A 12,106-nucleotide genomic window follows, 5' to 3' on the forward strand; every position below is an offset into this window, starting at 1 on the left:
GGGCTACTGCACCCGGGCGAGCCGGTACCGCAGCGACGCGAGCTCTGTGCGCATTGCCGCCGGCAGCTTGTCGCCGAAGGTGTCGAAGAACTCCTCGGTCAAGTCCGCCTCCTGCAACCAGGCATCGGGGTCAATGGCGAACAGCTCATCGAGGTCCTTCTGCGTGACGTCGAGGCCATCAAGGTTGAGGTCATCGATGATCGGCAGACGACCAATCGCGCTATCGACGGCGCCCACCTCACCGCTGATGCGGCGAATGATCCAGTCGATGACCCGCGAGTTATCGCCGAATCCAGGCCAGAGGAAGCGGCCGTCATCCCCGCGGCGGAACCAGTTGACCTGGAAGATGCGCGGAGCGCGATCGAAGCGTAGCTGGCGGCCGACCTTGAGCCAGTGGGCGAAGTAGTCGCCCATGTTGTAGCCGCAGAACGGGAGCATCGCGAACGGATCGCGGCGCAGTTCACCGAGCGTGCCCTCCGCCGCGGCGGTGCGCTCAGAGGAGATCGTCGCGCCAAGGAAGACGCCGTGCGTCCAGTCGGTCGCTTCGACGACGAGGGGGACGTTCGTCGCGCGGCGTCCGCCGAACAGGATGACATCGAGCGGGACGGCTTCTTCCCAGTCATCCGAGATCTGCGGGCACTGTGCTGCGGAGACGGTGAAGCGTGAGTTGGGGTGCGCGGCCGGGCGGCCGGAGTCGGGCGTCCAGTCCTTGCCCTCCCAATCGATCAGGTGCGCAGGCGCGGCGTCGGTCAGGCCTTCCCACCACACGTCTCCGTCCGGGCGCAGTGCGACGTTGGTGAAGATTGTGTTTCCCCAGAGCGTCTCAACGGCGGTGACATTGGTCGATTCGCCGGTGCCGGGTGCGACCCCGAAGAAGCCGGCCTCAGGGTTGATGGCCCACATGCGCCCGTCCTCGCCGGGGCGGATCCACGCGATGTCGTCGCCGAGGGTCTCGACCTTCCAGCCAGGGATGGTCGGACGCAGCATCGCGAGATTCGTCTTGCCGCATGCCGAGGGGAAGGCCGCGGCGACATGGTAGGCCTTGCCCTTCGGGTCGATGACGCGGATGAGCAGCATGTGCTCAGCGAGCCATCCCTCGTCGCGGGCGATCACCGAGGCGATGCGCAGTGCGAAGCACTTCTTCGCGAGGATGGCGTTGCCGCCGTATCCGGAGCCGTAGGAGTAAACCTCCAATGTGTCCGGGAAGTGCACGATGTACTTCTCGTCGCTGCAGGGCCATTCGACGTCCTGCTCATCGGGAGCGAGCGGCGCACCGACGGAGTGAACAGTCTTGACCCACGGCGCACCCTCGGCGATCAGCCGGGTGACGGCGTCGCCGACTCGAGTCATGATGCTCATGGATGTCACGGCGTAGGCACTGTCGGTGATCTGCACACCGATGTGCGAGAGCGGGCCACCGACGGCGCCCATCGAGAAGGGCACGATGAACATGGTGCGACCGCGCATCGAGCCGGCGAAGATCTCCGTCATCTTCTCGCGCATCTCGGCCGGGGGCGCCCAGTTATTCGTGGGTCCGGCATCGTCTTCGCGCTCGGAGGAGATGAAGGTGCGCGCCTCTGTGCGGGCGACATCGCTGGGATGCGAACGCGCGAGGTACGATCCCGGCCGCCACTCCGGGTTCAGCTTGATGAGCTTGCCCTCGGAGACCAGGCCCCTCAGCAGCGCATCGTTCTCGGCCGGTGAACCATCGACCCAGTGCACCGATTCGGGCTGGGTGAGCGTGCGGATCTCTTCGACCCAGGCGATCAGCTCCGCCATGGCTGGCGAGTCATACGCGGGAGCCGTACCCAGAGCGCGTGCCGGTGCGACGGCAGGAACGTGGGGTGTGAAGGTGTCGACCATAACCATTTCTGCTCCCTTGAAGAGGTGATGACTATGTCTATTCTCAGCGGACAACACACATACTTTCAGCGAAACAACGTCTAAAGAAACGCACTTCTTTCGCTATGCTCAAGGAATGAGCGGCTCCGACATACATCTCACGACTCTTGGTCATCGCATTCGTCACCATCGCGTGGCACAGGGCTTCACGCTCGATGAGCTCGGCGCGAAGGTCGGGGTCGCAGGCTCCCAACTCAGTCTCATCGAGAACGGCAAGCGGGAACCCAAGCTCTCGCTGCTGCAGGCAATCGCCCACGCCACCAGCACCGACGTCTCCGATCTCATCTCCGGAGAGCCGCCGAATCGCCGTGCTGCCCTCGAGATCGAACTGGAGCGCGCACAAGCGAGCCCGGTTTTCCGCCAACTCGGAATTTCACCCGTGCGCGTGTCCAAGGGCATGCCAGACGAGACGATCGAGTCGGTTCTCGGACTGCACCGTGAACTGCAGCGGCGCGAACGCGAGGCCATCGCGACTCCCGAAGAGGCACGACGAGCGAACACCGAACTTCGTCTGCGGATGCGTGCGCAGAGCAACTACATCGGCGACATCGAAAAACTCGCCGAGAAGCAACTGAAGGCGGCGGGGCATGTCAGCGGCGCACTCACTCACCGCACCGTGATCATCATGGCCGAGAAACTCGGCTTTGAACTCATCTACGCCAATGACCTGCCGCACTCCACGCGCTCAGTCACAGATCTGGAAAACAGCCGGATCTACCTTCCTCCAGCATCCATTCCCGGTGGGCATGGTCTGCGATCCATGGCGCTGCAGGCGATGGCGCACCGTCTGCTTGGCCACACACCGCCGACCGACTACGCCGACTTCCTGCAGCAGCGCCTGGAGATCAACTACTTCGCCGCGTGCTGCCTCATCCCTGAGACGGCCGGTGTGGCGTTCTTGCAGCAGGCGAAGAAGGATCGCAACCTCGCCGTCGAAGACTTCCGCGATGCATTCGGCGTCACCCACGAAGCCGCAGGAATGCGGATGACGAACCTGATGACCGAGCACCTTGGCATGTCGCTGCACTTCCTGCGCGTTGATGACGCCGGAGCGATCACGCGCGTCTACGAGAACGACGGCCTCCCGTTGCCCATGGATGTCACCGGAGCCGTCGAAGGCCAGCCGGTGTGCCGCAAGTTCCAGGCGCGGGCCGCGTTTACCCAGCAGAACCGTACGACCGAGCGCCACCAATACACCGACACTCCGTCAGGAACTTTCTGGTGTGCGACGCAGACCGGAACTGCGAACGACGGTGAGTACTCCATCACCGTCGGCGTGCCCTTCGACGATGCCCGCTGGTGGCGAGGGCGAGAGACCGCAGACCGCGCAGTCTCGGCCTGTCCGGATGAGGCCTGCTGCCGCCGACCGGCGCCGGATCTTTCCGACAAGTGGTCGAGCAAGGCATGGCCGAGCGCCCGTGTGCACACGCACATGTTCTCGCCGCTCCCCCGTGGCTCCTTCCCCGGCGTCGACGAGAACGAGGTGTACGCGTTCCTGGCCAAGCACGCCGCCGAGTGATCCCCTAACCCTCACTCCACCCCTTGCGAGTGGGTAGTTGTGGCTCGTTCCACGCCGGAAACACAGCCACAACTGGCCACTCGCAAGGGGTGGTCAGTGAGTGATGAACGCGGCGTAGCGGTCGAGCGCCGCAGCGAGTTCGGGCGGGGCGACCTGAGCGAACACCTCTGCTACCGGGATGTCGGTGTGACGACCGACGGCCGTGGAATGCCGCCAAGTACCGACCACGACGCCGTCAGCAAGGATGATCGGACGCACCATGCCGTTCTTGCTCGGCCCGATCGCAGCCAGATGCTCGGGCGGGCAGGCGATCGTGCGGTCGGTGTAGGAGATGTAGAACTCCTCGAATGATCCGAGTGCGAGAACGGATGCCGCGCGTGCACTGCGCCGCGGACGCGTGCGCGCCGTGAACAGTCCGTCTTCGACCTGGTGAATGCGATCGTCATCGGCGGACGCTACGGATGCTGCCCGCGCAGCGCCGAGCGTCAGCCCTGCCCACCATGCGAAGTCTTCGGCTGTGGCGGGGCCGTGGCCGATGATGTAGCGAACGAAGAACTCAACTGCCGGGTCTTCGGGGCGGGCCGAGTGAGTGATGTGTTCCTCATTGAGAACGAACCGCTGCTCGCGAGAGACAGCATCCGGCCGAGTGACGACAGCCCCCTGGCAGATGATGCCTCGGAAGGCGAGGTTTTGCACGGAGTGCAGACCACGCTGGTTGGCCGGGTCGATCCCCGCCTGCTCCAGCACAGCGAACAGCTCGCTGCGGGTCAGAGCATTGCCGCCGTCGAGTGCCGCGCGGATGACGCGTTCGACCGTGGCGATCTCTTCGGCTCCGAGCCCAAGTTCGCGATAGCGCGGCGCCGCCATCCGCAGCTGCCGCTCCCCCGTCACGCTCAGCACCCAGGCCAGATCTTCCGCCGGAATGATGTGCAGCGTGCCGCGCTGCGTCCACGCACGCACGAGCACGCCGCTGGTGAAGAGCCGGTCGACTGTTCGGAGAGTCGGGGCGCCCGTGGTGCGCGCGGCCAGCGCCCAACGCCCTGCCCAGAAGTCCTGTGCCTGAACCGCAAGCATGTGACGCGCAGCATCCGCCACAGAACGCGCCGGGGCCGTCAGTCGGTGTGATCGCAAGCGCTCAGCACGAAGAGTATGCGGATCCATCACCCCATCCTGCCGGGTGCCGCCGACATTCCGGCGATGCCGCTACGCGCGCAGCGTCACCTCACGCCGAGGAGGAAGCACGACCGGATGTGATCCCGCCATGACCTCGAGCACACGGATGACCTGGCAGGAGTATCCGTACTCGTTGTCGTACCAGACGTACAACACGACGTCGCTGTCGTTCGCGATCGTCGCGAGCCCGTCGACGATGCCCGCGCGGTGCGAGCCGACGAAGTCCGTGGAGACGACCTCCGGAGACTCGACATAGTCGATCTGCTGACGCAGCTTCGAGTGCAACGAGACCCTTCGCAGGTAGTCGTTGAGCTCATCCTTGGTGGCCGGGTTTTCCAGCGTCAGGTGCAACACTGCGAGCGAGACATCAGGGGTGGGCACGCGGATCGCAGAGCCGGTCAGCTTTCCGGCAAGCTCAGGCAGCGCACGGGCGACAGCCTTCGCGGCGCCGGTCTCGGCGATCACCATGTTCAGCACCGCTGAGCGTCCACGGCGGTCGCCCTTGTGGAAGTTGTCGATCAGGTTCTGGTCGTTGGTGAATGAGTGCACCGTCTCGACATGCCCGCGCACAATGCCATAAGCCTCGTCGATCGCCTTCAGCACCGGTGTGATGGCGTTTGTCGTGCACGATGCAGCCGAAAGAATGCGGTCGTCGGGGAGGATCGTCGAATCGTTGATCCCGTGCACGATGTTCTTCAACTCGCCCTTGCCTGGGGCGGTGAGCAGCACACGAGCGACACCCTTCGCCTGCAGGTGGCGGCTGAGGCCTTCCTCGTCTCGCCAGCGCCCGGTGTTGTCGACGATGATCGCATCGTGGATGCCGTGGGCGGTGTAGTCGACAGTGGCGGGATCATCCGAATAGATCACCTGAATGCGCGTGCCGTTGGCGATGATCTGCTCGGCATCCTCGTCAACCGTGACGGAACCGGCGAATCTGCCGTGCACCGAGTCACGCAGCAGTAAGGATGCGCGTTTGACGAGGTCGTCGTCCGACCCTCGACGCACCACGATCGCGCGCAACCGCAGGCCGCTGCCTCCGCCGGTGTGGGCGATGAGGATGCGTGCCAGCAGGCGGCCGATACGGCCGAATCCGTACAGCACGACGTCGGTGGGAGCGGCAGGTGTCGCCCCCATCGCCGGCGCGAGCGCTTCACGGAGATACGCGTCAAGCGGCTGATCGCTGCCGGCATGGCCTTCCACCAGGCGTGCGACGTCGATCGATGAGGCACCGGGTGCGATTTCGCTCAGTGCCTGCAGCACGGCGAGAGTCTCGCCCAGAACGAGCTGTCCGTGACCGAGCTGAGCGACACGCTCGTGCATTTCGATGACGCCAGTGGTCGAGAGCCCGAGCAGACGGTGGCCATGCAACGAAGTCACCACTTCGTGCTCGCGCCGGAGCGCTCCGATCAGCGGGATCATCCGCTCCGCGAGTTCTTCCTTGGCCATCCAGTCATCGCGGTGCGCTGCGAAATCGTTCATCTGCATCCTTGCATGTGTGAAGCGCGCCGAAGATCGTCCGGCGCGCAAATTGCCGGTGGAACATCGGGGGATGCTTCCAGAATAGTCGCCCGCATGACCCACTGCCGACCGGGATAGCCTGATGCCATGACTTCGATCACCGCGCACGCCGCACTTCTCGACATGGACGGGACACTCGTTGATTCCACGGCCGTCGTCGAACGACTGTGGTGGGAATGGGCGGCCCCGCACGGGCTCGACAGGGACACGGTGCTGGAAACTGTGCACGGCCGGCAGGGACACCAAAGCATGGCGATCCTGCTGCCGGAGCGCGACCACGCGGTCAACCTCGAAGAGAACGTGCAGATGCTCGCGCGCGAGAGCGAGGACGTCGACGGCGTCGTCGCAATCCCCGGTGCTGCCCAGCTGCTGCAATCGCTCGAGCATCTCCCGCACGCGATCGTCACCTCCGCAGATGTCGCTCTAATGACCGCACGGATGAGCTTCGCCGGGTTGAACATCCCCGCGCAGCGGATCACCGCGGAGAGCGTCTCCAAGAGCAAGCCGGATCCGGAGGGCTTCCTGCTCGCAGCATCCGTCTTGGGTATCGCCCCCGCCGACTGCGTCGTCTTTGAGGATTCAGGAGCCGGAATTCAGGCGGGTCTGGCGGCCGGCATGACAGTGATCGGCGTCGGCGCGCACGCGCCCCGGTTCTCGCCGACGCATCACGTCGATGACCTCACGCATGTGACGATCACGCCGACACCTGGCACCGGCGGATTCGAGATTCAGATCAGCTGAGCGCGAGGATCGCCTCGCGAAGGATGCCGTCCGCGGCGCTCAGCGCGGCCGTCGCACGTTCGACGTCGGCACCGGTTGCCAGCGTCAGCAGTGCGAGTTTCACCGATCCGCCTGCTAAGCGCAGCGCCTGCGTCGCGTCATCGATGCCGACACCGGCGAGTTGCATCACGGTGCGAATCGATCGGGCATGCAGCTTCTCATTGGTGACGACCAGATCGACCATGACGCCACGGTAGGTCTTGCCGAGTTTGATCATCGACAGTGTCGTGAGCATGTTGACGACGAGCTTCTGCGCGGTTCCTGCCTTCAGCCGCGTCGAACCGGAGATGAACTCGGGCCCAGTGACGATCTCGATCGCGATCTTCGCTGCCGCTCCGATGTCGGAGTTGTGGTTCGAAGCGATGGCTGCGGTGAGCGCGCCGATGCCACGGGCGTATCTCAGCCCGCCGACGACGTATGGTGTGCGACCGGATGCCGAGATGCCGACGACCGTGTCACGCTCGGTGAGCCCGAGTGCACGAAGTTCCTGCTCGGCGGCATCGGCATCGTCTTCGGCATCCTCGACCGCCGATCGAATCGCCGTGTCGCCGCCGGCGATCAGTCCGACCACCATCGACGGATCGGTGCCGAACGTGGGCGGGCATTCGCTGGCGTCGAGTACGCCGATGCGCCCCGCGGTGCCAGCGCCGATGTAGATGAGTCGACCGCCGCGGCGGAAACGCTGCGTGATCCCGTCGACCGCGCGTGCGATCTCGTCGGCGCGCTCGGCGACAGCGATCGACACCCCCTGGTCTTCCGCGTTCATCCGCCGCACCAGCTCTGCCGTGTCGAGCAGGTCGAGATCGCCTCGCTCGCTTGTCACAGCCTCGGTGTCCAGCTGCGCGAGCACTTCGAGCAGAGCGTCAAGGCGGGATGAGTCATTCGGCACGGTGGACGAACCTTTCGTGGGGCAGGTCGGTGCGGCAAGTGAGAAGTGCGGCGCCGGAGAAGGCGTCGCCGACGGCGGGCACGACGGTGCGGCCGGCTGTCGTGAGTGAGCGCGTGAGTTCGCTGCGGAACCAGGAGTGATCGGTGAGGCCACCGTGGACGATGACATCGGGCACATCGGATGCGGCGACAGCGGATGCGGTGAGCAGACGGAGCGCTTCCCAGACGATCTCGGATGCCACGCTGTCCCCTGCCTCGGCAGCATCGAGTACGAGAGGTGCGACGGTCGCCAACTGGCGCGCAGTCGGCACGTCGCCTGCGAGCCAGGTGATGACGTCAGTGGCGGGCGAGATGTGTGCACGTACGGAATCGGTGAGCGCGGTCTCGGCCCCGAGCACGTCCCGGAATCGCAACGTCGCGCGGACTCCTTCGCGCCCGATCCACGATCCGCTGCCGAGGTCGCCGAGTTCCGGGCCCCACCCGTCCACGAGTCGTACGCCATCCGCGTCAACGCCGAGCGCCGCCGCTCCAGTGCCCGCGATCAGGAGCGTTCCCGGTGCGCCTTCCAACGCACCGGCATGCGCTGCCACCACGTCAGAGGTCACCGCGACACGGGCGCCGGTCGCTTCAACCAGTTTTCGGGCGAGCTCGGCCGCCGATTCTGGTGCGGTCCACGCACCTGCGGCGCCGACGCCGAGTCTGCTGATACTTCCGCGCGGCGGAAGCACCGAAAGAATCGCAGCGAGAGACGTCTCGACGCCGTCACCCGTCGCGAGGCCAGGCGAGCCCGTCCCCGCGCGCACGGTGCGCCCTTCAGCACTGATCACGGCAACCCTGCAGCGGGATTTACCGAGATCGACTGCGACAGTGGTCTGCACGATCGGCATCTCTCAACTCTCACATCGACGACATTGGTCAGCACTTCTCGAAAAGACTCTACAGCCAAGTTAGACTTTATGAAAAGAATTTACCGCGCCGACTGCTCGGCAGCGGCTTATTGTTATCCCACACCATCAAAGGAGCACGGATGAGCATCCAGTCCACGATCGAAGCCGCCGCTTCGACGTTGCCACCGTCCCTCGCCCGCATTGCGGCAGTCCTGCGGGAGAGTCCTTCCGTCGTCATCCACATGACGATCAACGAGCTCGCCCTGGAGTGCAGCACCTCGGTTGCCTCCGTGGTGCGATTCTGCCGTGCGATCGGCTTCAGCGGCTACGCCCCCCTGCGGATGGCGCTCGCCACGGAACTCGGCAAGGAAGCCGCCCAGTTCCCCACCCGCGGAGCCTCCGGTTCGGAAATCTCCGACGGCGACTCCCTGCGTGAGGCTGTCTCAAAGCTCGCGGCCCTCGAGCTGCTCGCCATCGAGGAGACCATCGGACAGCTCGACTTCGAAGTGCTGGAAGCGGCGATCGACGATATCGACCGCGCTGAGCGCATCCTTCTCTATGGCATCGGCGCCAGCCAGTTCGTGGCGGAAGACCTCGCCCACAAACTCCTTCGCGTCGGCCGGAACGCGCACGTGCTCACAGACCCACATGAGGCGATCGCCGCAACTGTCCTCAATGCCGGCCCGACCGTCGCCATCGGATTCTCACACTCCGGTGCGACCAACGAAACAGTGCGCTTTCTGCACACCGCAGGCGTCAACGGCGCCTCGACGATCGCCGTCACCTCGGCAAAGGGTTCTCGCCTCGCCCTCGGCGCCGATCACGCGCTGTTCACCGAGGTGCGGGAATCATCATTCCGCGCCGGCGCCATGGTCAGTCGCATCGCCCAGTTGGCACTGATCGACTGCCTATTCGTGGGTGTTGCCAAACGCCGCTTCGCGGAAACCGTCGACGCACTGCAGCGCACTCGCGAGGCCACCCGCGCGCTGCGTGACTGAAAATTGCGCCTCCGCGCCGGCACGTCGTGTGACGGTGCCGGCGACAGCGATCACGCCGAGGGAGCGAGCCCGAGGTCTTCTTCACGAACAGTGCCCTGGAATGACCAGGGGAAGTCAATCCAGAGGTCGGTGTCCTTCCAGGCGAAGTCCGGCTGGATGATCGTCGACGGCTTCGTGAAGATCGTCACCGAACGCACATCGGCGCCCTTGTCCTTGAGCAGCTGTACCGCGAGCGCGAGCGTGCGACCGGAGTCGGCGACATCGTCGACGAGCAGCACTCGTCGGCCGTCGAGGTACGCCATGTCGAGCTCGGGAGGGAGCACCTCAGGAGCATCCAGAACCGTTCCGATCCCGGTGTAGAACTCGACGTTGATCGCGCCGCAGTTCTTGGCACCCAGCCCGTAGGCGATTGCTCCCGCAGGCAACAATCCACCGCGAGCGATCGCGACGACGACCTCTGTCTGGAAACCGCTCTCGAGAATTCTCCGAGCAAGGTCTCGTGTTGCTGATCCGAATCCGTCCCAGGTGAGCGTTTCCCGCTCGATAGCTGTCATGTCTCCATTGTCTCCCCTTTCACGCGGTACGATCGACGCGTCCGGTTTGCCACCGGTGCTCGAAAAAAGGGCACGACGTCGACGACGCATGGATGCGCCGCGCGAGACACATACGGAATTCCTCACCGATACCGTCTCGAAAGGCACTCCCATGCCCTCTGTCTCCGCCCATGTGGCCCGCACTCTCGCCCAGCACATCGACGCCGTCTTCGGCGTGATGGGCAATGGGAACGCCTATTTCCTCGATGCGCTCGAACGCCAGACTTCTGCGGAGTTCACGGCGGTGCGCCATGAGCAAGGCGCCGTGGTCGCCGCCGATGCCCATCACCGCGCCTCCGGCCGCATCGCGGCGGCCACCACCACCTATGGCGCGGGATTCACCAACACGCTGACCGCTCTTGCCGAGTCGGTGCAGGCGCACATTCCGCTCGTACTTGTCGTCGGAGATGAGCCGACGTCGGGCCCACGGCCGTGGGATGTCGACCAGATCGCGCTCGCATCGGCCGTCGGCGCTCGCACGTATACCGTCGGGCGAACGGATGCCGCGGCCACCACGATCATCGCCATCGAGCACGCCCTCACGTATCGGGTCCCGGTCGTGCTGGCGATTCCGTACGACGTGGCGGCGCTGGAGGCGGGGCCGGTTCCCGCAGCTCCCACGCCCCGTGTCCCCGCGCCACTCATTCCGAAGGGCGAGTTCAGCGAGGGGATGCTGGATGACATCGCCGAGGCGCTGCGCGAAGCCGATCGGCCGTTCCTGCTCGCCGGTCGTGGCGCCTGGCTCGCCGGTGCGGGAGACGCGCTCGGCGCACTGGCCGACGCGACGGGTGCGCTCACGGCATCCACTGCTCTCGGTCGCGGAATCTTCCCGGCATCCGAATATGACCTCGGAGTCACCGGAGGTTTCGGGGCGGAGGGTGCGATGGAGCTGGTGCGCCAGGCCGATGTCGCCGTCGTCTTCGGTGCCTCGCTGAACCAGTTCACGATGCGCTTCGGCGAGCTGTTTGCGCCCGGTACGCGGGTGTTCCAGGTCGATGTGACGCCCGCAGCAACGCACGCGCACGTCGGCGGTTTCGTCCGCGGCGACGCCCGGGTCGTGGCCGACGCACTGGTCGCCCGTCTCACCGCCGCCCCCGCCGAGCACAACTTCGGAGCTGCCGCAGGACACGCCGGGTCGGCCACGCCGGAAGACGGCGTGTCGGATGCGAGCTCCGAAGTTGTGCACGGGGGCTGGCGCGAACGGGTCGATGTTGGAGCAGCTCGGGCATACGAACCAGGCGACGACCTCGCCGCGGACGGACGGCTCGACCCCCGCTCGGCGGCGCGACGCATCGCCGAGTTGCTGCCGGATGACCGCGTCGTGGTCTCCGACGGCGGGCACTTCATCGGCTGGGCGAACATGTACTGGCCGGTGGCGGCACCGGACCGCATGATGATGATCGGCACCGCGTTCCAGGCGATCGGACAGGGCTGGCCCAGCGTCGTCGGCGCGACCAGGGCGCGCCCGGAGTCAACCGTGGTGCTCACCTCGGGCGACGGCGGAGGGCTCATGGCGATCGCCGATCTCGAATCCGCGGTTCGCGCCGCCGCCGGGCACGGCTGCGCGGTGATCTGGAACGACGCCGCCTACAGCGCCGAGGTCAATCTGTACGGCCTGAAGGGCCTCGCGCAGGCGCCGATGCGTATCCCCGAGGTCGACTTCGCGGCGTTCGGTGCGGCCGTCGGAGCAGAAGGCGTCGTAGTGCGCACGGTCGAAGACCTCGATCGTCTGGGCACGTGGGCTGCAGAGGACGCCGCGACCCGATGCTTCCTGCTGCTGGATCTGCGGATCTCCGGCGACGTCGTCGCCCCGTACCAGCAGGAGATCATCCGCGTGAACAGCTGATC

The 12,106-nt window shown here is 65.6% G+C and carries 10 protein-coding genes; 4 read left to right on the plus strand and 6 right to left on the minus strand.

Going from position 1 to position 12,106, the window contains the following annotated elements; genetic code table 11:
* Positions 1 to 3: 3 nt before the first annotated feature.
* Positions 4 to 1,869, minus strand: a complete 1,866-nt coding sequence (locus tag ACSU1G_RS27880; RefSeq protein WP_439283775.1) for a phosphoenolpyruvate carboxykinase (GTP) — start codon at positions 1,867 to 1,869, stop codon at positions 4 to 6.
* A gap of 109 nt (positions 1,870 to 1,978) precedes the next feature.
* On the opposite strand from ACSU1G_RS27880, the gene ACSU1G_RS27885 reads away from it, so the two are divergent.
* Positions 1,979 to 3,421, plus strand: coding sequence for a helix-turn-helix domain-containing protein (locus ACSU1G_RS27885; protein WP_439283777.1), 1,443 nt, complete (start codon positions 1,979 to 1,981; stop codon positions 3,419 to 3,421).
* 93 nt (positions 3,422 to 3,514) lie between these two features.
* On the opposite strand, the gene ACSU1G_RS27890 is transcribed toward ACSU1G_RS27885, so the two are convergent.
* Together ACSU1G_RS27890 and ACSU1G_RS27895 are read right to left on the minus strand one after the other, a co-directional pair.
* Positions 3,515 to 4,582, minus strand: coding sequence for a winged helix DNA-binding domain-containing protein (locus tag ACSU1G_RS27890; protein WP_439283779.1), 1,068 nt, complete (start codon positions 4,580 to 4,582; stop codon positions 3,515 to 3,517).
* A gap of 42 nt (positions 4,583 to 4,624) precedes the next feature.
* The gene (locus ACSU1G_RS27895) at positions 4,625 to 6,073 is read right to left on the minus strand and encodes a glyceraldehyde-3-phosphate dehydrogenase (RefSeq protein ID WP_439283781.1); all 1,449 of its coding nucleotides are present in this window, start codon (positions 6,071 to 6,073) and stop codon (positions 4,625 to 4,627) included.
* Between the two features lie 126 nt (positions 6,074 to 6,199).
* Between ACSU1G_RS27895 and ACSU1G_RS27900 the strand changes: the two genes are divergently transcribed.
* A complete protein-coding gene (locus ACSU1G_RS27900; protein WP_439283783.1) occupies positions 6,200 to 6,853 on the plus strand; it encodes an HAD-IA family hydrolase in 654 nt (217 codons plus the stop codon).
* Here ACSU1G_RS27900 and murQ read toward each other — a convergent pair.
* Positions 6,846 to 7,781: an N-acetylmuramic acid 6-phosphate etherase gene (murQ, locus tag ACSU1G_RS27905; RefSeq protein ID WP_439283785.1), complete on the minus strand. Its 936-nt coding sequence runs from the start codon at positions 7,779 to 7,781 to the stop codon at positions 6,846 to 6,848. The genes ACSU1G_RS27900 and murQ overlap by 8 nt on opposite strands.
* Positions 7,771 to 8,667, minus strand: a complete 897-nt coding sequence (locus ACSU1G_RS27910) for an N-acetylglucosamine kinase (protein WP_439283787.1) — start codon at positions 8,665 to 8,667, stop codon at positions 7,771 to 7,773. The genes murQ and ACSU1G_RS27910 overlap by 11 nt, the downstream gene beginning before the upstream one ends.
* A gap of 140 nt (positions 8,668 to 8,807) precedes the next feature.
* Between ACSU1G_RS27910 and ACSU1G_RS27915 the strand changes: the two genes are divergently transcribed.
* A complete protein-coding gene (locus ACSU1G_RS27915) occupies positions 8,808 to 9,665 on the plus strand; it encodes a MurR/RpiR family transcriptional regulator (protein ID WP_439283789.1) in 858 nt (285 codons plus the stop codon).
* Between the two features lie 50 nt (positions 9,666 to 9,715).
* Here the strand turns inward: ACSU1G_RS27915 and ACSU1G_RS27920 are convergent, their stop codons facing one another.
* The gene (locus ACSU1G_RS27920; RefSeq protein WP_439283791.1) at positions 9,716 to 10,219 is read right to left on the minus strand and encodes a phosphoribosyltransferase; all 504 of its coding nucleotides are present in this window, start codon (positions 10,217 to 10,219) and stop codon (positions 9,716 to 9,718) included.
* Positions 10,220 to 10,370: 151 nt separating this feature from the next.
* On the opposite strand from ACSU1G_RS27920, the gene ACSU1G_RS27925 reads away from it, so the two are divergent.
* Positions 10,371 to 12,104 (plus strand): thiamine pyrophosphate-binding protein, encoded by a 1,734-nt coding sequence (locus ACSU1G_RS27925; RefSeq protein ID WP_439283793.1) that lies wholly within the window; start codon positions 10,371 to 10,373, stop codon positions 12,102 to 12,104.
* The last annotated feature ends 2 nt before the right edge of the window (positions 12,105 to 12,106 follow it).

It is taken from the genome of Microbacterium sp. A93 (assembly GCF_051842835.1).

Coding starts and splice junctions, on each gene's coding strand:
- ACSU1G_RS27880 (WP_439283775.1), bottom strand. CDS start 1,869: ATGGTTATGGTCGACACCTTCACACCCCACGTTCCTGCCGTCGCACCG.
- ACSU1G_RS27885 (WP_439283777.1), top strand. CDS start 1,979: ATGAGCGGCTCCGACATACATCTCACGACTCTTGGTCATCGCATTCGT.
- ACSU1G_RS27890 (WP_439283779.1), bottom strand. CDS start 4,582: ATGGATCCGCATACTCTTCGTGCTGAGCGCTTGCGATCACACCGACTG.
- ACSU1G_RS27895 (WP_439283781.1), bottom strand. CDS start 6,073: ATGAACGATTTCGCAGCGCACCGCGATGACTGGATGGCCAAGGAAGAA.
- ACSU1G_RS27900 (WP_439283783.1), top strand. CDS start 6,200: ATGACTTCGATCACCGCGCACGCCGCACTTCTCGACATGGACGGGACA.
- ACSU1G_RS27910 (WP_439283787.1), bottom strand. CDS start 8,667: ATGCCGATCGTGCAGACCACTGTCGCAGTCGATCTCGGTAAATCCCGC.
- ACSU1G_RS27915 (WP_439283789.1), top strand. CDS start 8,808: ATGAGCATCCAGTCCACGATCGAAGCCGCCGCTTCGACGTTGCCACCG.
- ACSU1G_RS27920 (WP_439283791.1), bottom strand. CDS start 10,219: ATGACAGCTATCGAGCGGGAAACGCTCACCTGGGACGGATTCGGATCA.
- ACSU1G_RS27925 (WP_439283793.1), top strand. CDS start 10,371: ATGCCCTCTGTCTCCGCCCATGTGGCCCGCACTCTCGCCCAGCACATC.